The sequence below is a fragment of the Hydrogenophaga sp. genome (genome assembly GCF_019264445.1).
GTDB lineage: Bacteria > Pseudomonadota > Gammaproteobacteria > Burkholderiales > Burkholderiaceae_C > Hydrogenophaga.
Genome location: NZ_JAHVAB010000078.1, coordinates 26140 through 45223 on the forward strand (window position 1 = coordinate 26140; position 19084 = coordinate 45223).

General features: G+C 64.1%; 20 protein-coding genes and 2 tRNA genes. 9 read left to right on the top strand and 13 right to left on the bottom strand.

The features are described from left to right. Nucleotides 1-169 precede the first annotated feature (169 nt). From KXJ60_RS17230 to KXJ60_RS17265, 8 genes are all read left to right on the top strand, one after another. A complete protein-coding gene (locus KXJ60_RS17230) occupies nucleotides 170-658 on the top strand; it encodes a hypothetical protein (protein ID WP_291130864.1) in 489 nt (162 codons plus the stop codon). Then, entirely contained in the window at nucleotides 659-1999 is a 1341-nt protein-coding gene (locus KXJ60_RS17235; RefSeq protein WP_291130866.1) for a phage major capsid protein, read from the top strand. It abuts the gene before it with no gap. A 12-nt stretch (nucleotides 2000-2011) separates the two neighbouring features. Continuing rightward, the gene (locus tag KXJ60_RS17240) at nucleotides 2012-2539 is read left to right on the top strand and encodes an HK97 family phage prohead protease (protein WP_291130874.1); all 528 of its coding nucleotides are present in this window, start codon (nucleotides 2012-2014) and stop codon (nucleotides 2537-2539) included. After that, nucleotides 2536-3723, top strand: a complete 1188-nt coding sequence (locus KXJ60_RS17245) for a phage portal protein (protein WP_291130877.1) — start codon at nucleotides 2536-2538, stop codon at nucleotides 3721-3723. The genes KXJ60_RS17240 and KXJ60_RS17245 overlap by 4 nt, the downstream gene beginning before the upstream one ends. Continuing rightward, entirely contained in the window at nucleotides 3677-4129 is a 453-nt protein-coding gene (locus KXJ60_RS17250) for an HNH endonuclease signature motif containing protein (protein ID WP_291130880.1), read from the top strand. The genes KXJ60_RS17245 and KXJ60_RS17250 overlap by 47 nt, the downstream gene beginning before the upstream one ends. A 15-nt stretch (nucleotides 4130-4144) precedes the next feature. After that, a complete protein-coding gene (locus KXJ60_RS17255; protein ID WP_291130883.1) occupies nucleotides 4145-4609 on the top strand; it encodes a TerS protein in 465 nt (154 codons plus the stop codon). Beyond that, nucleotides 4609-6114, top strand: coding sequence for a terminase TerL endonuclease subunit (locus tag KXJ60_RS17260; protein WP_291130885.1), 1506 nt, complete (start codon nucleotides 4609-4611; stop codon nucleotides 6112-6114). Before KXJ60_RS17255 ends, KXJ60_RS17260 begins: the two co-directional genes overlap by 1 nt. A 192-nt stretch (nucleotides 6115-6306) precedes the next feature. Beyond that, nucleotides 6307-6999 carry a hypothetical protein gene (locus tag KXJ60_RS17265; protein ID WP_291130888.1) on the top strand — a complete coding sequence of 231 codons (693 nt, stop codon included), beginning with the start codon at nucleotides 6307-6309 and terminating at the stop codon, nucleotides 6997-6999. 93 nt (nucleotides 7000-7092) lie between these two features. Here the strand turns inward: KXJ60_RS17265 and KXJ60_RS17270 are convergent. The 7 genes from KXJ60_RS17270 to tolB form a co-directional block, all read right to left on the bottom strand. Then, nucleotides 7093-7168 (bottom strand) — tRNA-Lys (locus KXJ60_RS17270). Between the two features lie 84 nt (nucleotides 7169-7252). Further along, a tRNA-Lys gene (locus KXJ60_RS17275) sits at nucleotides 7253-7328 on the bottom strand. A gap of 73 nt (nucleotides 7329-7401) precedes the next feature. Next, on the bottom strand, nucleotides 7402-8229 hold the full coding sequence (locus KXJ60_RS17280) for a tRNA threonylcarbamoyladenosine dehydratase (RefSeq protein ID WP_291130891.1): 828 nt from the start codon (nucleotides 8227-8229) through the stop codon (nucleotides 7402-7404). After that, nucleotides 8226-9338 (bottom strand): YeeE/YedE family protein, encoded by a 1113-nt coding sequence (locus KXJ60_RS17285; RefSeq protein WP_291130894.1) that lies wholly within the window; start codon nucleotides 9336-9338, stop codon nucleotides 8226-8228. Before KXJ60_RS17285 ends, KXJ60_RS17280 begins: the two co-directional genes overlap by 4 nt. Before the next feature lie 71 nt (nucleotides 9339-9409). Continuing rightward, a complete protein-coding gene (gene ybgF, locus KXJ60_RS17290) occupies nucleotides 9410-10180 on the bottom strand; it encodes a tol-pal system protein YbgF (protein ID WP_291130897.1) in 771 nt (256 codons plus the stop codon). A gap of 17 nt (nucleotides 10181-10197) precedes the next feature. Beyond that, complete coding sequence (gene pal, locus KXJ60_RS17295; protein WP_291130900.1) at nucleotides 10198-10698, bottom strand: peptidoglycan-associated lipoprotein Pal; 501 nt, start codon at nucleotides 10696-10698, stop codon at nucleotides 10198-10200. Between the two features lie 163 nt (nucleotides 10699-10861). Next, the gene (tolB, locus tag KXJ60_RS17300) at nucleotides 10862-12085 is read right to left on the bottom strand and encodes a Tol-Pal system beta propeller repeat protein TolB (RefSeq protein WP_291130903.1); all 1224 of its coding nucleotides are present in this window, start codon (nucleotides 12083-12085) and stop codon (nucleotides 10862-10864) included. Nucleotides 12086-12370: 285 nt separating this feature from the next. Here tolB and msbA point away from each other — a divergent pair, with 285 nt between their 5' ends. After that, nucleotides 12371-14176: a lipid A export permease/ATP-binding protein MsbA gene (gene msbA / locus KXJ60_RS17305; RefSeq protein ID WP_291130906.1), complete on the top strand. Its 1806-nt coding sequence runs from the start codon at nucleotides 12371-12373 to the stop codon at nucleotides 14174-14176. Nucleotides 14177-14191: 15 nt separating this feature from the next. Here the strand turns inward: msbA and KXJ60_RS17310 are convergent, their stop codons facing one another. The 6 genes from KXJ60_RS17310 to hemF are packed head-to-tail and all read right to left on the bottom strand — an operon-like array spanning nucleotide 14192 to nucleotide 19083. Continuing rightward, nucleotides 14192-15748, bottom strand: coding sequence for an Rne/Rng family ribonuclease (locus KXJ60_RS17310; protein WP_291130908.1), 1557 nt, complete (start codon nucleotides 15746-15748; stop codon nucleotides 14192-14194). Nucleotides 15749-15778: 30 nt separating this feature from the next. Then, the gene (locus KXJ60_RS17315; RefSeq protein ID WP_291130910.1) at nucleotides 15779-16396 is read right to left on the bottom strand and encodes a Maf family protein; all 618 of its coding nucleotides are present in this window, start codon (nucleotides 16394-16396) and stop codon (nucleotides 15779-15781) included. Further along, the gene (gene rlmH / locus KXJ60_RS17320; RefSeq protein ID WP_291130912.1) at nucleotides 16393-16860 is read right to left on the bottom strand and encodes a 23S rRNA (pseudouridine(1915)-N(3))-methyltransferase RlmH; all 468 of its coding nucleotides are present in this window, start codon (nucleotides 16858-16860) and stop codon (nucleotides 16393-16395) included. Before rlmH ends, KXJ60_RS17315 begins: the two co-directional genes overlap by 4 nt. Further along, complete coding sequence (gene rsfS / locus KXJ60_RS17325) at nucleotides 16857-17525, bottom strand: ribosome silencing factor (RefSeq protein WP_291130914.1); 669 nt, start codon at nucleotides 17523-17525, stop codon at nucleotides 16857-16859. The genes rlmH and rsfS overlap by 4 nt, the downstream gene beginning before the upstream one ends. Continuing rightward, the gene (nadD, locus tag KXJ60_RS17330) at nucleotides 17522-18166 is read right to left on the bottom strand and encodes a nicotinate (nicotinamide) nucleotide adenylyltransferase (protein WP_363318054.1); all 645 of its coding nucleotides are present in this window, start codon (nucleotides 18164-18166) and stop codon (nucleotides 17522-17524) included. Before nadD ends, rsfS begins: the two co-directional genes overlap by 4 nt. After that, nucleotides 18166-19083: an oxygen-dependent coproporphyrinogen oxidase gene (gene hemF, locus KXJ60_RS17335; RefSeq protein WP_291130920.1), complete on the bottom strand. Its 918-nt coding sequence runs from the start codon at nucleotides 19081-19083 to the stop codon at nucleotides 18166-18168. Before hemF ends, nadD begins: the two co-directional genes overlap by 1 nt. Between the last annotated feature and the right edge of the window lies 1 nt (nucleotide 19084).

Consider the following 19084-nt stretch of genomic DNA (forward strand, 5'->3'; position numbering starts at 1 on the left):
CGGGATAGAGAGGCCGCCTATAGACCCGCGTGGCGGGATAGCAAGGCCGCGCCCTGCCCCGTCTGGCGGGTCTATAGAGCCGCTTTCCGGGCCTCTCTCTATCCCGTCTCACGGGAACCATCTAGAGATGCCATCTCCCGCCCCTTCAACAACCCACTGAAAGCACGGCATGCCCGAACACATTCCGAACATCACGATCACGACCCTCGAGAACGGAAATCAGCGACTGGAGGACGAAAACTACAGCGCAAACGCCATCATTGATCTACACCCTATCCAGATCCGATTGCTCGCTGAGCGGGTAGGGCTGATCTCTGTGGAGCCACCTTGCGCCGAAGACAAGCCAACAGTGGCTGAACAGGCGCGCGACATCGACCGACTGAAGCGCAACATGCTTCGCGTGCGTGAATACGCCATGCGATTGCAGCGCGAGTTCGCCACTGGCGCGGATTGGGAGCATGCAGACCTGTCGTTCGAAATGGGCCGTATCAATGCGCTGGTTGACCTGCTGGACATGGCCGTCGACGACTTCGCAGATGACTACACGGCATGCGAGCCAGACCGTAATCCGACTGCACCCGAGCCAGCCAAAAGGACAGCGTGCACGCCTTCACCATCCGCGCCAGTGGCTCCCATGCAACTCGAATTGGAGGGGTGATTGTTCGCCCGTGTACGTGGGCGATTTATCTGCATTTCCTCCCTTTACGCCCTTCGCGCGCGCGACTACAACGGCGCATCAATCACCGCCCGCATATGCCGTGGGCACACTTTCAGAAAGCCCCGCATGTCCCTTCATTCGATCCGCGAACAACGCGCGCTCAAGGTTGCCGAAGCCCGCGCCCTGCTCAATGCTGAGAATCTGACGCCCGAGCAAAAGACCGCATTCGACAAGCTCAAAACCGAGATCACCACACTCGAAGCCGACGAAGCGCGCGCGCAGTTCCTGGCCGAGGCCGAGCGCCGCTCCATCGGTGAACCGGTGGACAAGAGCCGCGTCCGCCTTGAAGGCCAGGTGAACGTGCTCGAGGTGATCCGCGCACAGGTGGAGGGTCGCGCACTGTCAGGCGCCGCCGCCGAATACAGCCAAGAAACCGAGCGCCGCACCGGCCGCAAGGCGCAGGGCATCTATGTGCCACTGGCCGCACTCGAACAGCGTGTCTCCACCACCAGTTCGGCCGGGGAGATCGTGCCCACCGACCACCGCCCAGATCAGTACATCGAGCCCTTCCGCAATTCGCTGCTGGCCCGCCGCCTGGGTGTGCGCGTGCTGTCCGGCCTTTCTGGAAACGTCTCGATCCCGAAACACGGCACCGGCATGACCGTGGGCTGGGTCGCTGAGAACGCCGCCCTCACCCCTTCGGACATGACGTTCGATGATGTTTCGCTTTCTCCCAAGCACGCCGGCGGGCTGTGCGAGATGAGCCGCCAGCTCATCATGCAAAGCTCACCCGATGTCGAGCAGCTTGTCCGCTCCGACCTGTCGTTCATGCTGGCACAGGCGATCGACTCTGCGTTGATTCAAGGCGGTGGAACCAACCAGCCGACCGGCGTGCTCGCAACGTCCGGTATCCAGACCGCGAACCTCGCGACGCTGAGCTGGGCCAACGTGCTGGCGATGGTGGAAAAGCTGGATCTCATCAACGCCAGCGCAGCCAACTGGCTGGGCTCGACCCGCGTCAAGGCCAGGCTGGCCGGCACGCTCAAGGCCAGCGGCATCGCCGGGTATCTGCTCGAAGGCGGCCGTATGGCTGACATCCCCGCGCAGTTCACCAATCAAGTGCCCATCAACACCACGCCCGACCCCGACACCGGCCGTCTGATCCTGGGCGACTGGAGCCAGGCCCTGCTGGGCATCTGGAGCGAGCTGGACATCCTGGTGAACCCGTACGCCGAAACCGCATACAGCAAGGGCAACGTGCTGGTGCGCGCGATGAGCACCGTTGATGTGGCTCTGCGCCACGACGATGCATTCGTCGTTGCCAGCGACATCACGCTCTGATCGAGGTCGCGAATGTTGGAAGTCCGCTCCACTGGCAGCCTGCGCAGCAACGGCAAAACGCTGACGGGACACGCCGCGATCTTCAACAGCGAAGCCGACCTGGGTGGCTTCGTCGAGGTGATCCGCAATGGAGCCTTTCGCAAATCCCTGGAAAGCGGCTCCAACATTCGCGCCCTCTACCACCACCAAGGCGATGCGCTGCTGGGCACCACCCGCAGCGGCACGCTAAAGCTGAAAGAGGACGCGCATGGACTGGCTTTCGAGCTTGCTTTGCCGGATACCACCCACGGCCGCGACCTGGCTGTGCTGGTTGATCGTGGCGATGTGGCCGGTTGTTCATTCGGCTTCCGCGTGGCCGATGGGGGTGACAGATGGGAGCAGCGCGGTGCGCAACTCGTGCGCGAACTGCTCAGTGTCGAGCTGCAGGAAATCACCCTGACGCATGACCCAGCCTACGCCGATACCACCGTCGCCCTGCGCAGTCGGCCCGCGCATGTGGTCCCCGACATCCGCCGCCTCTGGCTGGAAACCTGCGAATGACGATTCTTGAACGCGCCGCGCGCGCCCTGGGCTTCGAGCGCCGAGCCAATGGGGATGCCTATTGGAGCAACTTCGCCGCCCTCCGCGGCGCCCCGGTAAATGAGAACACCGCGCAAGGCGTGTCTGCGGTGTACGCGTGCATCCAAGCCATCTCGGAAACCACCGCGTCCCTGCCCTTGATCCTTTTCCGCCGCTCCGGTGATGATCGCGAACGCGCATCAGACCATCCGCTTTACCGGGTGCTCCACGATCAGTTCAACCCCGAGCTGACCGCACTTGAGGGGCGCGAGTATTTGCAGGCGTGCATCCTGTTGCGCGGCAATGCCTACGCCCGCATCGTGCGTGGGTATGACGGCCAGGTGCGCGAACTGTGGCCGGTGAGCCCGGAGCGCATGACTGTGCTGCGCCTCGCGAACGAGCGCCTGGGTTATGAGTACACCGACCGCAAGGGCACCGTGCACCGCCTGCTGGCCGATGAATGCCTGCACCTGCGGCACCGCCTGGGTGACAACGGAGTGCTGGGCATCAGTCCGATCGCCGCGGCGCGTGGGGTTGTCGAGTTGGCAATCTCCGAGCAGGAACACGGCAATGCGACTTTCAAGAACGGGGGCAAGCTGTCGGGCATTCTCAAATTTGCAGGTGCCCTCAGTCCCGCACAGCGCCAGGGTCTGAAAGACTCATGGTCGAGCCAATATGCCGGCGCGAGCAATGCCGGCCGTACCCCGGTGCTGGAATCAGGAGTCGAGTACCAGCCAATTTCCATGACGCTCGAAGACGCCGAATGGATCGCAGCTCGCCAGTTCAGCGTTGAGGAAGTCGCCCGACTGTTCCGCGTGCCGCCTACGGTGATCGGTGACCTGCGCCACGGAAACTATTCCAACTCCGTGGAGATGGCGCGCCAGTTCGTCACCATGACCCTGCGCCGTCACCTTGTCGCATGGGAACAGGCCATTGCGAAACAGCTACTTACCGAGGCCGGCCGGCGCACCTATTTTGCCGAACATCAGGTGGAAGGCCTGCTGCGTGGCGATGCAACCAACCGCGCCGACTTCTACGACAAGGGCATCAAGGCCGGTTGGATGCTGAAGTCCGAGGCCCGCCGCCTGGAGAACCTGCCCACCATTGAAGGAATCGACGATGCGCAAGCTACTGACGCTCAAGCCCCGACTGGCAACCCTGCCTGATCGCATCCCCACCCTACAGGTGCCACGCGCCAACCGCACAGGGCGTGATGCGGACCCACGCCGTGCCCTGCCCCTCAATTCTTCCGCGTGGCAGCGCCTGCGCGCGTCTGTGCTATCGGCCGAGCCCCTATGCCGTGACTGCACCCGGCGCGGCCTGACCGTGGCAGCAACTGACGTGGACCATCGCGACGGGAACCCGGCGAACAACGACCTGGTGAACCTGCAGCCTCTGTGCCATGAGTGCCACTCACGCAAAACCGCAGCCGAGCACGGCAAGCGCGTGGCATGGGGCTGTGACGCCGATGGCATCCCGCTCGACCCCGCGCACCCCTGGCGCCAGGCCGTCGATTCCGAAAAATCACCAGCAACCGAGGCCGGCCAGACCGACCGGTTCCCCTCGCTTTAACCCTAAGTCCGCATTATGAAAATCAACCCTCGCCGCAAGCGCTCTGACTCGGCAGCCGCTGCCGTGGCCGCCGTGCAGGCGGTGGCGCTGGGGCCACTCAATCCACCCGAGCATGTCGCACTGCGCCCTGGCGACCGCCCGTTCTGGGATGCCATCGTGACCGCCCGCGCTCGCGATACCTGGACCGGTCCTGACTTGGTGACCGCCGCCAACATGGCGCGAAGCCAGGCCGACATAGAGCGCCTGCAAGCCGAGGTGGACGCCGAAGGCTACGTGATCGACGGCAAAGTGAGCGCGAAGGCCAAGCTGGTTGAGACGCTAAGCCGCCGTGTCGTGGCGCTGGCATCTGCCCTGCACGTGCATGCCCTGGCGACTCAGGGACGCGCCCGCGATGCCGGCAAGGTGCTGGCGCTGGAGCGCAAGGCCCGCGCCGAGCAAGACGACGACGATCTGATTCCGCACCTGCGCGCGGTAGCGTGATGACCCGAGCCGCCCGCGTCATTGCTTTCATCGAGCGCCACTGTCTGACTCCGGACGGTGCGCAGGTGGGCAAGCCCATGCTGCTGGCTGATTTCCAGAAACAGTTCATCCGAGACGTGTACGACAACCCGGCCGGCACGCGCCGCGCCCTGCTGTCGGTGAGCCGGAAGAACGGGAAAACCGGATTGATCGCGGGCCTGGTGCTGGCGCATCTGGTGGGACCAGAAGCGAAGCAAAACAGCCAGCTTGTAAGCGGCGCCATGAGCCGGGACCAAGCCGCGCTGGTGTTCAACCTGGCGAGCAAGATGGTGCAGCTCAGCCCCAAGCTGTCGAGCATCGTGCGCGTGGTGCCGTCCGGCAAGCGCCTGCTGGGCCTGCCCCTCAATACGGAGTACCGCGCCCTTGCTGCAGATGGAAAGACTGCGCACGGCCTGTCCCCCGTGCTGGCGATCCTCGACGAAATCGGCCAGGTGCGAGGCCCACAGTCCGACTTCGTGGACGCCATCACCACCAGCCAGGGCGCGCACGATGCGCCGCTGCTCATCGCCATCAGCACGCAGGCCGCCAGCGATGCCGACCTATTCAGCATCTGGCTGGACGACGCCAAGGCATCGAGCGATCCCCGCATCGTGTGCCACCTGTACGCTGCGCCGGATGGCTGCGACCTGCTGGACGTGGCCGGGTGGAATGCAGCCAACCCCGCGCTGGGGATCTTCCGCAGCGAAATTGATCTGCGCGAGCAGATGGTGCAGGCCCAGCGCATGCCGAGCATGGAAAACACCGCGCGCAACCTGCTGCTGAATCAGCGTGTGTCGACCGAGAGCCCATTCGTATCGCCGGACGTCTGGAAATCCTGCGGTGGGGTGATAACCGTTATCACTGATGGCCCGGTCTATTGCGGCCTGGACCTGTCCGCCCGCACCGATCTGACCGCGCTGGTGATCGTCGGAAAGATCAATGGCGTGTGGCAAGTGCAGTCGCACTTCTGGACGCCCGAGCAAGGGCTGCTGGAGCGCGCCAAGCGCGATCGCGCACCCTATGACGTGTGGGCGCGCCAAGGGCTGCTGCACACAACGCCAGGCGCGACCGTGGACTATGAACACGTCGCCGAAGACATGCTGGCGATCCTGGCAGATCTGGACGTACAGGCCGTGGCCTATGACCGGTGGCGCATCGACCTGTTGCGCAAGGAACTGGACAAGCTTGGAGCCGAAGTGCCGCTGGTGGAGTGGGGACAGGGCTACAAGGACATGGCGCCCGCGCTCGATGCGCTCGAAGCCGAGCTGCTCAATGGACGCATCGCGCACGGAATGCACCCGGTGCTGAGCATGTGCGCGGCTAACGCCGTGGTGACCAAAGACCCGACCGGCGCGCGCAAGCTCGACAAGAGCAAGGCAACCGGCCGCATTGACGGCATGCAGGCCCTGGCGATGGCCATGGGGGTGGCCGCTCGCACGGAAGAGATCAGCGATGCCTACAGCGACGGCGCATTCACTTTTGTTTAGTCCCTTGCCAGGAGGGCCGGTAGCCCGGAGAGCCTGGACACGCCTTAGTCGAGCAGTCGCGTGTCAGAAAAGAAACCTCGACAGCGAGCGGCAGGGTTCACATCGGCGAACGTCTTCGACTGCGGGATGCAGTGGCTGGCGCGGCGTTAGATTCTTTCACTCTGCGCGGCTCGCACCTTTTGGAGAACACCTATGCTCGCCGTTGGCCCGCTCGCCGTGACACGACATTTGGTTGACTGTCATGTGCTCACCCTGCCGCGCTTCCCCGCGGCTTGGGTCGAAGAGGTGCGAAGAGACCTGGACGCGGAGCCAGTCAATCAACACTGGCTGGCCGGCATCGATGGCGATCTCGCCGCTGCTCGCGCTCGCGGCTTCACCGCGGGCTGCGCTCCGTTCGTGACCTCTGTGGACCCCGACGACCGGATCACGCCGGGCACGTTTGCCGCGCTGCTGCAGGCCCTGGAAGACAACCCCGGCGCTCCATTCGCATGGGCGGGCGAGCAGATGGTGGACGAGGATCTGAAACCCTGGCGCATCCGTGCGCACGTCTGGGCCAATGGCTACGAACCCATCCTTCACGTCATGAAGGGTGTCCATGTGCACGGCGTGAAGCTGTACCGCCGCGAGTTCGTGACCCCCATGCTTGAGCTCATGCGGGCGGGCGGGCCTTGCTGCGAGTTCCTGCTCGACTTGGCCATCGTCAAACCATGGACAAACCCGCCGAGGTCGCACTGGCCAGTGCATGTGCCCATGGTGGGCCGACTCTGGCGTCAGCACCGGGACAACGGCTTCAGGGACTTCAAGCCGAGCGACTTCGACCGCATGGCTCAGGTGCTGGGCTTCGCTTCAATGAACGCGGTGCGCGATGCGGTGGCACAGTCCTGATTCGCATTCTGGCAACAGTCTGGCAACGATCGGGAAAAGAAAAAGCCCGCTACCAATTCAGTAGCGGGCTTTCCAGCTCCCACAAGGGGATTTTGGTAGGACGTGGCAGGCTCGAACTGCCGACCAACGGATTAAAAGTCCGCTGCTCTACCAACTGAGCTAACGTCCCATCAACACTCACTGGCTGCCCGATGGGCAACCACTGCAAACTCGATCTGGTGCAACAGGCACCGGGAAAGCTGACCATCTTCGATGGTGGGGCGTGAGTGACTCGAACACTCGACCTACGGATTAAGAGTCCGCTGCTCTACCAACTGAGCTAACGCCCCCGAGGGGAACTGCGCAACTCCCATCCAAAAAGCTGAGAGCAAGTCGAATCCGACTACTGCGGCAAGCCTCAAATTATAGCGTCATTGTGGATGCGCTTTGAAGAGGCGCCATTTTTTTTGCACCCGTCGCCAGCGTGTTCATCACCCATCCTGCGGCGCAAAGTCCAAACGTTGCCGTCACGCTCACGACCGAGCCGTAGCCGTGGCAGTTCAACGACCCGTCCCCCTCATTCAGTCCACACGATGCGTCAGGCGGTGCCACCGCCTCACGACTGAAAACGCAGGCAACGCCCATTCGCCCGACGCGCGCGGCGCCATGGTGCTTGCGCAGCCGGTAGCGCAATTGCGCCAGCAACGGATCGTGCGTGGTATCGGCCAGATCCGCCACTTCCACGGCCTGCGCCATCTGCTTGCCCCCCGCCGCTCCCACGCTCAGCAGCGGCACACGCTGCGTCAGCGCCCAATGCGCCAGTGCCGTCTTGGCACGCACCTGGTCACAAGCGTCGATCACCGCAGCAGGCTTGGTACCGCCATCGGGCAAACCCTGCAACATCGCAGGCCAGTTGTCAGGCGTCACAAAGTCGTCAATCACGTCCACCTTGCAATCCGGGTGGAAAAGCGCAATGCGTTCGCGCATGGCAAGTGCCTTGGCCTGCCCCAGCGTGGGCTCCATCGCATGGATTTGCCGGTTGATGTTCGACTCGGACACATGGTCGAGATCGATCAATGTCAGTCGGCGCACGCCGCTGCGCGCCAGCGCCTCGACCGCCCACGAGCCTACGCCACCAATACCCACCACCACCACGTGCGCGTCGAAGATGCGCTGCGCACCCTCCACGCCATAGAGCCGGCGCAAGCCGCCAAAGCGGCGCTCAAACGCCTCGGTCGCGATGGACGTCACTCGCGTTCCAACAACCACATCTGGAAGCGGAACCCCGCAATGGCCCCGATCACGATGCCCGCCACAGCGATTGCGCTGGTCAGGCTGAGTGTGGAGAGGCCGGACAGTCCTTGGCCCACGGTACATCCGAGTGCGGTCACACCGCCAGCGCCCATGCAGGCCGCGCCAGCGATATGCAGCGCGGTGTCCTGCGTGCTGCGAAACCCCTCCCACCGGAAGCTCCCCTCGATCAGCGCATTTACCAGCGCGCCGATCACCACACCGGCGACGGTTACCACACCGAACGTCATCAGCTTGGAGGTGTCACTGAAAAAGATGACCCAGTCCAGGGCATAGGCCATCGGCGCGGTGAAGGTCAGCGACTCCATCCGCCCGGAGTTGGACCCGAGGTACACCGCATCCAGCGTTTCAGGATGCTCACTCACGAAACCCAGATGCCCGCTCACCCACCACATGGCCACAATCACAAGGCCAATCCCCAAGCCACCCAACACGTTGTTGAAGCTGCGGAAATCGGCGCCAAGCAGCGCCCACACCACCAGCGCCCCGCCGACCGCCAGCGCAAGCACCAGGCCGGCGAGAGCGGGGTCCCAGCCGAGGCCACTGGACAACCACATGGGCGCCGCGCCGCCAGCGGGAATCTCGAACGCCACCTTGTCCACCGTGTTGACACGCAGCACCGCCAGCACGCCGCGCAAGGTGGCGAAAGCGGTGAACCCCATCACGAAGAACACCACCAGAGACTTGAGACTGCCTGCTCCAATGCGAACCAGTGTCTTGCTGCCACACCCTGAGGCCAGCACCATGCCGAAGCCGAACAGCGCACCGCCCACGATGGCCGACAGCCAGATGATGCGCCCCGAGGTGTAAATCGACTTGCCGGCGTCGATCCAGCCCAGCCAGGCCATGCCATAAAAGCCCAGCATGGCAACGCCGACTGCCATGCCCCACATTCGCATGCGCGTCCAGTCGCCCATGTTGACGATATCGCTGATGGCGCCCATGGTGCAAAAGTGGGTGCGCTGTGCGATGAAGCCGAAGGCCACGGCCACGGCAAAGGCAGCCCAGAGCACCTGGGTCTGCAGTTTGAGAAAGTCGGCAAGTTCCATGGGCGCCATTGTAGGAGGCGGCCCTGCAGCACCCCGCCCTCAAGGTCTCCATTGCCCGAGGGAGGCCGTTGTCAGCGCAAGCGCGCGAGCCTTTCGCGGCCGGCAGCTGCAGCTTCGGAGTTCGGGTGTGCTTTCACCAGGTCTTCGAGCGTGCGGCGCGAGGCCTTCGGGTCCTTGAGCTCGATCTGGCTGTTGGCCATGGCCAACAGCGCCTCCGGCGTGCGCATGTGGGTTGGAAACTCCGTCACGAGACGGCGATGGCTTTCCACAGACTCCTTGTAAGCGCGGCTGGCGTACTGCGCATTGCCGAGCCAGTACAACACCGAGGGACGGTAGCCGCTGGCCGGATATCGCTGAAGGAAGCTGTTGTAGGCCGCCCCCGCCTGGCCAAACTCGGCCTTGCGCATCAGCTCCATGGCCGCATCGAAATCGCGCTTTTCATTGGGCGCCACCGTGAAGCTCTGCCCATCGTGCTCGATGCGCAGGGGCTCCACCTTGCGCAACCGTTCGTCCACGCCCGCCTGCACGTCCTTCTGCTGGCGCTGCAACTCCGACACCTCGCGGGCCAGCTGCTCGTTCTGCCCACGCATGCGCGCCAGCTCCGCACGCAGTTGCTCGATCTGGTTGGACAGCTCGAGCAGGCTGCGGCGCGTGGCGGCACTGTTCTCACGGGCCTCGGCATTCGCCGCCGTGGTGGACTGCTGGGTGGCGTCGACCTTCTGGCGCAGCTCGATGATGGCGCGGCGCGCCTCATCGTCACCGAACAGGGCGTGCGACTGCAGCGGCCACATGGCGGCCAGCGCAAGCGGGCCGCAACCGAGCAGACGGGAGACAGAACGCATACGGGTTGGCATGGCGCTCAACGGTAGGTCAGTTCAACGCGGCGGTTTTTGGCGAAAGCGGCTTCGTCAAGGCCGGTTTGGGCCGGCTTTTCTTCGCCAAAGCTCACCGCTTCCATTTGCGATTCCGGCACGCCCAGCAGCGACAAGGCTCGGCGCACCGCTTCGGCGCGCTTCTGGCCCAGTGCCAGGTTGTACTCACGGCCACCGCGCTCGTCGGTGTGACCTTCCAGGTTCACGCGCCGCGTGCGGTTGGCGTTGAGGTAGCGCGCGTTCGCTTCCAGCGTGGAGGCCGATTCGGGCTTCACTTCAAAGCTGTCGTAGTCGAAGTAAATGACCCGGCTCAAAGCGTTGGGCTGCGCAGAATCCCCGCCGTTGACCGACACGCCGGACACACCGCGAGGATCGACCGCGCCCGATTGCCCGCCCGCACCGGCTGCACCGGCGGCCGAGCCCGTGCGGTCTTCCACCGGCACGTTGTCGAGCTTGACGCCGGAACTGCAGGCAGCGAGTGTCGCCACGAGGGCCGCACCGGCGACCCAACGCAACCAGCGCCCACGGGCTCGCTGAGTCGCAGATGAAGCTTGGGAAAAATGGTTGTTCAACATGGATGATTCCTTTGGAAATGAAAACGGATGAAGGAGGGTCCGCGTCACACGCTGCGCGTGCGCGCAGCAGCGCGGGTCACTTGAGGAAGGGACCCCATTCGGGCTCACGGATGTCACCCTGAGCGCCGGCCAGGCGGGTCTTGATGCGACCATCGACGGTGGTCGTCATGAGGGCTTCCTGCCCCTTGTCTCGGGTGGCGTAAATGATCATGCGGCTGTTGGCCGCGAAGCTGGGGCTCTCGTCGCCGCTGGACTCGCTCAGGGCGGTCACGGCGCCGCTCGCCACGTCCATCACGTGCAGGCGGAACGCACCGTTGACGCGAGAAATGAATGCCAACCAGCGGCCGTCCGGGCTGGGCGCGGGCGAGATGTTGTAGTTGCCGGTGAAAGTCAGCCGCTGGGCATTGCCACCCTGCGCGCTCATTCGATACACCTGCGGTGATCCGCCTCGATCGCTCACGAAGTAGATGCTTTTGCCGTCAGGACTGAACACGGGCTCGGTGTCGATGCTAGCCGACTGGCTCAGCCGCCGCGGCTCTCCGCCGTTGGCGTCCATCACGTAGACCTGGGCATTCCCGGAGAGCGACAGCGTGGCCACCACCGAACGGCCATCCGGGGACCACGAAGGCGCACTGTTCGAGCCTTTGAAATTGGCCAGAAGGCGGCGTTTGCCGGTGGCCACGTCATGCGCATAGATGACTGGCTTGCGCGCCTCGAACGACACATACGCGAGTTGCCCGCCTCCCGGCGCCCAGCTCGGCGAAATGATGGGCTCCGGGCTGGTGAGGGCCGCACGGGCATTCTCGCCGTCGGCGTCAGCCACCCAGAGGTTGTAGCGCGTGCCGGCCTTGGTGACGTAGGCGATGCGCGTGGAGAACACCCCTTTGACGCCCGTGATCTTCTCGAACACGTGATCGGCAATGCGGTGGGCTGCAAGGCGCAAGTCTTGTGCGCCCACGGGATAGCTCAGACCGCCCAGGTCCTGGCCACGCACCACATCCCACAGACGAAAACGGACATCGAAGCGACCATCGGCCAGTCGCGTCACGCTGCCTGTGAGCAGCGAGTCGGAGCCCCGCTCGCGCCAGGGACCGAGGTCGGGACGCGAGGTCTCGTCGAGGGCGCCGCTGAGCGGGTCCACAAACCGGAACTGCCCGCTTCGCTCCAGGTCGGCGCGCACGATGGCGGCGACGTTCTCCGAGGCGGCGTCATTGCCACGAAAACCCACCACCGAAAACGGGAACTGTGTCAGACCGACACCTGCCACCTCCACACGGAATTGCGCGTGGGCAGGGGCCATGGGCAAGGTCAGCAGGGGGAGCGAAGAAACGAGCCCGAGAACGGATCGCCTTTGAAGGGGGGTCTGCATGTCGTGTCGAGTCAAATCCAGCATCCTGTGTGTCACTTTTTGTCTTTGGGCACGCCCTTCTGGAGGGCCCCAACCAACCGGCTGATAATAACGGAGGGCTTGTGGCCCTCCGTGACAAGATGTGTGCGTGGCGCCCTGCGCTTTCCGCATGCGGACTTGATCCCGCTACCGGCATATTGTTCCTGTCATCAGCCAGTTTTCTGAAGTGACCCGCCTTTGACCGACAACGCCTCACCGCAAAAGCCTCTGGACGGCACGCTCACGCAACGACTTCTGCGTTTGTGGCCCTACTTCCGCTCGGCCAAAGCCGGTATTGCGCTGGCGGCGGTGGCCACACTCATCGGCGCCTTGACCGAGCCGCTGATCCCGGCGTTGTTGAAGACCCTGCTGGACAAGGGATTCGCTCAAGGCAACGTCGAGCTATGGATGGTCCCTGTGGCCTTGATGGGTCTGTTCGGCATTCGGGGCATCGCCGGATTCACCGCACAGTACGCGCTCTCCTACACCGCCAGCCTCGGCCTGCTGAACCTTCGGCGCGCCATGTTCCTCAAGCTCAACGATGCCCAGATGACCTTGTTTGCCCGCCAGAGTGCCAGCAAGCTGTCCAACACGCTCGTGTACGAGGTCCAGACGGGCTCGCAACTGCTGGTCACGGCCTTCCTCACGCTCACCAAGGACAGTCTGGCGGTGCTGGCTTTGCTGGGCTATCTGCTGTATCTCAACTGGAAGCTCACACTGATCGTGCTGCTGGTCTTCCCCGGCCTGATCCTGATCATGCGGGTGCTTTCGCGCCGCTTCTACAAACTCACGCGGGACAGCCAGCAGGCCACCGACGAGCTCGCCTACGTGGTGGAGGAAAACGCCCTCGCCCACCGCATGGTGCGGCTGCATGGCGCACAGGCGCGGCAAACACAGCGATTTGATCGCCTCAGCATGGCACTGCGTCGCCTTGCACTCAAATCCACGGTGTCGACCGCATCGATGACGCCCCTCACACAAATGCTCGCATCGGCGGCACTCTCGGCCGTGATCGCGGTGGCCCTCTGGCAGAGCAGTACCAGCGGCGTGACGGTGGGCAACTTCGTGGCGTTCGTGACCGCCATGCTGATGCTCATCACGCCTATTCGGCACCTTGCTGAGATCGCCGCACCCATCACGCGCGGTCTGGCGGCGCTGGAGCGGGGGCTGGAACTGATTGAGCACACGCCGGAGCAAACCGGAGGCTCGCACGTGGCAGACCGGGTGGCTGGCGCGATTGCCCTGCGCGACGTCTGGGTGCGCTATCCGGCCAAAGACGATACGGCTGCACGTTCGGACGACGACAGTCTGGTCGCCCTGCGCGGCATCTCGCTGGACATCCGACCGGGCGAGGTGGTGGCCTTTGTAGGCCCTTCCGGCTCGGGCAAAACCACCCTCGTCAATCTGCTGCCCCGGTTTGTGGAGATCGAACGCGGCGACATTCGGCTGGACGGCACACCGTTGGCCGATTGGGAGCTGAGCAGCCTGCGCCGGCAGTACGCCATGGTCAGCCAGGATGTCGTCATGCTCAACGAAAGCCTGGCGGCCAACGTCGCGCTGGGGGCAGTCGATGCCCAGATCGATGAAGACCGCGTGCGCGCTGCGCTGGCATCGGCCAACCTGGGCGAGCTGATCGAGCGCCTGCCACAGGGAATCCACAGCACGGTGGGGCACAACGCCGCCGAGCTCTCCGGCGGCCAGCGCCAGCGCCTGGCCATCGCGCGGGCCATCTACAAAGACGCACCGATCCTGATACTGGACGAAGCCACCTCAGCGCTGGACAACGAGTCCGAGAGGCTGGTGCAGGATGCCCTGGCAGGTCTGATGCGGGGCCGCACCACCCTCGTCATCGCCCACAGGCTATCGACCATCGAACACGCGGACCGGGTCGTCGTGCTGGCCGATGGCCGCATCCGCGAGCAGGGCACACACCGCGAGCTGCTGCAGGCCGACGGCCTCTACGCACGCCTGCACGCACAAAGCTTCAGGACCGAAGCACCCTGAACCGAACGCGCTGCCTCACAGCAGCACGATGTCGTATTGCTCCTGCGTCATCGAACTCTCGCTTTGAAGCGATATCGGTTTGCCGATGAAATCGGACAGGCCTGCAAGGTGGGCACGCTCTTCGTCGAGAAACAGCTCGATCACCTTGGGCGACCCGACCACGCGGAATTCGCGTGGATTGAAGGCTCGGGCCTCGCGCAGGATTTCGCGCAGGATGTCATAGCAGATGCTGCGCGCGGTTTTCACCACGCCGCGCCCGCTGCACGCCTCGCACGGCTCGCTGAGCATGTGCGCCAACGATTCCCGCGTTCGCTTGCGCGTCATCTCCACCAGACCGAGTTGGGAAAAGCCGCCCGTCATCGTCTTCACACGGTCACGCGCCAGCTGCTTGCGAAACTCCGTGAGCACAGCTTCACGGTGGTCGTCGCGCACCATGTCGATGAAGTCGACGATCACAATGCCGCCAAGGTTGCGCAAACGAAGCTGGCGCGCAATGGCCTGGGCGGCCTCAAGATTGGTGCGAAAGACCGTATCGTCGAAGTTTCGCGCACCCACAAAACCACCGGTGTTCACATCCACCGTGGTCAGTGCTTCGGTCTGGTCGATCACAAGGTAGCCGCCCGATTTCAGGTCCACGCGGCGGCTGAGGGCGCGCACGATGTCCTCGTCCACGCTGAACAAATCGAATATGGGCCGCTCGCCGCTGTAGTGATGCAGCTTGCCCACGGTGTCCGGCATGAATTCAGCCGCGAAGCCGCTCAGCAGGCCGTGTTGCTCGCGGGAATCGATGCGGATCGATTGGGTATCGGCACCCACCAGATCCCGCAACACGCGCTGCATGAGGTTAAGATCTTCGTGCAGAAGCGTCGCAGGTGGCTGCCGCGTGGCCGCCTCCTTGATGCGCAACCAGGTTTTGCGCAAATAGGCCGTGTCGTCCACCAGCTCTTCATCGGACGCGTCTTCAGCGTTGGTTCGCAGAATGAAGCCACCGGCGGGACTGCCATCCGACGTGGCCGTCAGCTGCACGAGCCGTTGCCGCAAAGACTCGCGCTGGGCAGGCGGAATCTTCTGTGATACGCCGATGTGGTTGTCCTGTGGCAGGAACACCAGCAAACGCCCGGCGATACTGATCTGGGCGGTAAGCCTGGCGCCTTTGGTGCCGATGGGGTCCTTGAGCACCTGCACCATCAGCGCCTGCCCCTCGAAGATTTGCCTTTCGATGGGCAGGACCGGATTGGCAGCGAGAAGCTTGGCGCCAGCACCCGCGACAGCCACGGGCAGATTGACGTCGGTGCCGGCCACGGCGGCCGGCCGCTCTCGTGGGGCGGCGTGCTTGGCCGCGATGTTGGGCATGAGATCGGCCACGTGCAGGAACGCCGCGCGGTCCAGGCCGATGTCAATGAAGGCCGACTGCATGCCGGGCAACACGCGCGACACCTTGCCGAGATAGATGTTGCCCACCAGACCGCGCTCCAGCGTGCGTTCCAGATGCACCTCTTGCACCGCGCCCTGCTCCACCACCGCCACACGCGTTTCCTGCGGCGACCAATTGATCAGAATGTCCTGGCTCATGAAGCCCTTCTCCGTGGCGTGTTGGGTGCGTCAGATCAGCTGCACGCCTGCCGCGTTCAGCACCTGCGCCGTCTCGTGCGCAGGCAACCCCATGATGCCCGAATAACTCCCGCTGATGTGACTCACCCACAAACCCGCGCGGCCCTGAATGGCATAGGCGCCGGCCTTGCCCATGGGTTCACCGCTCTGTACATAGCGGCGTATCTGGGCGGTGGTCAGCGGTTCAAACGTCACCCAGGAAGTCGAGAGAGCCGTCCACGTGCGAACACCCCGCGAAGTGGCTTTGCCGACCGCCACAGCGGTGAGCACGCGGTGGCGCTTGCCCGCCAGCGCGCTCAGCATGTGGCCCGCGTCATCGGCATCGGTCGGCTTTCCCAGGATGCGCCGACCGAGAGCCACCGTCGTGTCGGCGCACAGCACCGGCGCAGCAGGCAGCTGCCGGCGCTTGAGCCGCAAGAGCGACGCTTCCAGCTTCAAAGCCGTCACGCGCTGCACATAGCTCGCGGGGGATTCACCCGCGAGCGTCACCTCCAGCGCTTCCGCATCCTCATCTGCGCCGGGCAAAAGCAGTTCGCAGCGAACGCCCCACTGCTCCAGCAACTGCAGCCGGCGTGGGCTCTGGGAGGCCAGATAAATGAAGTGGGTCATTCGCGGTGGTAGGGGTGGTTGGCGTTCACGGACCAGGCGCGGTAGAGCTGTTCGATCAGCAACACCCGCACCATGGCGTGAGGCAGCGTGAGGTCGGACAGCCGGATGCGCTGGTGGGCGGCGGCACGAAAGGCAGGATCGAGCCCGTCCGGACCACCGATCACCAGCGCGACGTCGTCACCCTCCAGTTGCCAAAGTTGCAACTGCTGCGCGAGGGCCTTCGTGGTGAGCGTGGTGCCGCGTTCGTCCAGTGCCACCACTCGGGCTCCACGCGGGATGGCGGCCTCGATGCGCTCGCGCTCGGCCGTCAGCAAGGTTTCCAGCGCCTTGGAGCCTCGCGGCTCGGTCTTGACGGCTTTGAGCTCGACCCGCAGTTCGGGCGGGAAGCGTTTGGCGTAATCGTCGTAGGCCGTTTGAGCCCAGTCGGGCACCCGTTGCCCGACCGCGACGATCAACAGCTTCATGCCTTCTTCTTGGCGGCCGGTTTGCCGGCTTTCTTGGCAGCAGGTTTAGCCACGGTTTTCTTTGCCGCAGGTTTGCCCACCACCACCTTGGGCAGCGCAGCCTTGGCGGGCGCGCGCTTGGCTGCAGGTTTCGCTGCGGGTTTTGCCGCTGCACTCTTCTTGGCGGGCACCGGAGGCGCCGCTTTGGCGGCGGTCTTGCGCACGACCTTCTTGGCTGACACCGGCGCCGCTTCCGGCGCTTTCTTCACGGCCTTCTTTTTGGCCGCAGGAGCGATAGGAGCCGCCAGGGGCTTCTCCGCTCCGTGCTTGAGGCGCACGGGCTTGGCGCCCCAGATTTCCTCGAGCCGGTAGTACTGGCGGATCACGGGCTGCATCACGTGGGCCACGGCAGCGCCGCAGTCCACGATGATCCATTCGCCGTTGTCCTCGCCTTCAATGCGCGGTTTGTCAAAGCCCGCCTCGCGAACGGCATCGCGCACGCTTGCGGCCAGGGCTTTGGTCTGCCGATTGGAAGTGCCGCTGGCCACGATGACCCGCTCGAACAGAGGGGAGAGGTGCTCGGTGTTGAAAACCACGATGTCCTGACCCTTGACGTCCTCAAGGCCATCGACGATGGCGCGCTGGAGTCTCTGGATGTCTTTCTTGGCTGTGGTTTCGCTGGTCATGTAGGGGGCTGGTAAAGGTGGTGTTGTGAAATATAGCGTGCGACGGCCTCTGGCACCAGAACATCGAGCGCAGCGGCGCTCAAGGCAGGCTGACCCACACGGGCGCGTACCGCGCTTGCGCTGATGTTCTTCAGGGGCATGTTGAGCAACTCGAATGGCAGGTCCACGCCCGACAGGTCGGTCTCCATGTCCTGATCGAGCGATGCGTCGGCCCCGATGTTGGTGGCCCGGTTGGCCACGGCAAGTGTGGCCAACTCAAGCACCTCCTGCCACCGAACCCAGCTCTTGAAAGCCAGCAACTGGTCTGCGCCGAGCACGAGGAAGAGTTCGGCCTGGGGATACTCGCGTTGGAGCTCGCGCAGTGTGTCGGCGGTGTAGCTCGGGCCCTCTCGCTGAATCTCACGCGGATCGAGCCTGACGTCAGGCAAATCCCCGAAGGCCAGTTCGCACATGGCCACGCGGTCTTCGGCGGACGACAGAATGCGCGACTTGTGCCACGCGTGGCCCGTTGGCAGGATGTGCAGCACATCCAGCCCGAGCTGGCTGAGGGCCGTTTCGGCCAGGGCGCGATGCGCCCAGTGCGGCGGATCGAAAGCACCGCCGAACATGCCGACGCGGCGGGGTTGAGCCATGTCGGTCATCAGATCCAGTCCTTGCGCACCAGAAACTCCTTGTAGAGGCGGTCTTCAGGCGTCCCCTTCTTGGTCTTGCGGTTGTAGGCCCAACTCACCAACGGCGGCATGGACAGCAGGATCGACTCGGCGCGCCCGCCCGATTGCAGGCCAAAGTGCGTACCGCGGTCCCAGACGAGGTTGAACTCCACATAGCGACCGCGGCGGTACAGCTGGAAGCTGCGCTCGCGCTCGCCGTAGGGCGTGTTCTTGCGGCGGTCGACGATGGGCAGGTACGCATCCAGAAAGGCGTCGCCCACCGAGCTCATCATGGCGAAGCTGCCATCGAATCCGAGCTCGGAAAAGTCGTCAAAAAAGACACCCCCGATACCGCGCTGTTCGTCGCGGTGCTTCAAAAAGAAGTACTCGTCGCACCAGGTCTTGAATCGGGGGTACTTGTCGACACCGAAGGGGTCGAGCGCGTTTTTTGTGGAGCGGTGGAAATGCACCGCGTCTTCCTCGAAGCCATAGTAGGGCGTGAGGTCCATGCCGCCACCGAACCAGCACACCGGCTCGCCGCCCGCCGGCGTCGCCGCGATCATGCGCACGTTCATGTGCACCGTAGGTACGTAGGGATTGCGCGGATGAAACACCAGCGACACGCCCATGGCCTCAAAGGGTGCGCCACTCAGCTCGGGGCGGTGCTGTGTGGCCGACGGCGGCAAGCGCGGACCGGTGACATGCGAAAACCCGCATCCCGCACGCTCGAACACGGCGCCGTCTTCCAGAATCTGCGTGATCCCGCTGCCTTGCAACGGCTCGCCTGCGGGCTTGGTCCAGCGATCCACCACAAACTGCCCACCATCGACCAGCGCCACGGTGGAAACGATTCGATCCTGCAGGTCGGTGAGGTATTCACGGACCAGGGACGTGGGGGTCGGTTGCATG

What these genes read in the sequence shown, in the direction of transcription:
- KXJ60_RS17240 (WP_291130874.1), top strand. Translation starts at nt 2,012, where the DNA reads ATGTTGGAAGTCCGCTCCACTGGCAGCCTGCGCAGCAACGGCAAAACG.
- KXJ60_RS17230 (WP_291130864.1), top strand. Translation starts at nt 170, where the DNA reads ATGCCCGAACACATTCCGAACATCACGATCACGACCCTCGAGAACGGA.
- KXJ60_RS17245 (WP_291130877.1), top strand. Translation starts at nt 2,536, where the DNA reads ATGACGATTCTTGAACGCGCCGCGCGCGCCCTGGGCTTCGAGCGCCGA.
- KXJ60_RS17250 (WP_291130880.1), top strand. Translation starts at nt 3,677, where the DNA reads ATGCGCAAGCTACTGACGCTCAAGCCCCGACTGGCAACCCTGCCTGAT.
- nadD (WP_363318054.1), bottom strand. Translation starts at nt 18,166, where the DNA reads ATGACCGACATGGCTCAACCCCGCCGCGTCGGCATGTTCGGCGGTGCT.
- KXJ60_RS17310 (WP_291130908.1), bottom strand. Translation starts at nt 15,748, where the DNA reads ATGAGCCAGGACATTCTGATCAATTGGTCGCCGCAGGAAACGCGTGTG.
- ybgF (WP_291130897.1), bottom strand. Translation starts at nt 10,180, where the DNA reads ATGCGTTCTGTCTCCCGTCTGCTCGGTTGCGGCCCGCTTGCGCTGGCC.
- KXJ60_RS17285 (WP_291130894.1), bottom strand. Translation starts at nt 9,338, where the DNA reads ATGGAACTTGCCGACTTTCTCAAACTGCAGACCCAGGTGCTCTGGGCT.
- tolB (WP_291130903.1), bottom strand. Translation starts at nt 12,085, where the DNA reads ATGGCCCCTGCCCACGCGCAATTCCGTGTGGAGGTGGCAGGTGTCGGT.
- hemF (WP_291130920.1), bottom strand. Translation starts at nt 19,083, where the DNA reads ATGCAACCGACCCCCACGTCCCTGGTCCGTGAATACCTCACCGACCTG.
- KXJ60_RS17265 (WP_291130888.1), top strand. Translation starts at nt 6,307, where the DNA reads ATGCTCGCCGTTGGCCCGCTCGCCGTGACACGACATTTGGTTGACTGT.
- rlmH (WP_291130912.1), bottom strand. Translation starts at nt 16,860, where the DNA reads ATGAAGCTGTTGATCGTCGCGGTCGGGCAACGGGTGCCCGACTGGGCT.
- KXJ60_RS17315 (WP_291130910.1), bottom strand. Translation starts at nt 16,396, where the DNA reads ATGACCCACTTCATTTATCTGGCCTCCCAGAGCCCACGCCGGCTGCAG.
- rsfS (WP_291130914.1), bottom strand. Translation starts at nt 17,525, where the DNA reads ATGACCAGCGAAACCACAGCCAAGAAAGACATCCAGAGACTCCAGCGC.
- KXJ60_RS17260 (WP_291130885.1), top strand. Translation starts at nt 4,609, where the DNA reads ATGACCCGAGCCGCCCGCGTCATTGCTTTCATCGAGCGCCACTGTCTG.
- KXJ60_RS17255 (WP_291130883.1), top strand. Translation starts at nt 4,145, where the DNA reads ATGAAAATCAACCCTCGCCGCAAGCGCTCTGACTCGGCAGCCGCTGCC.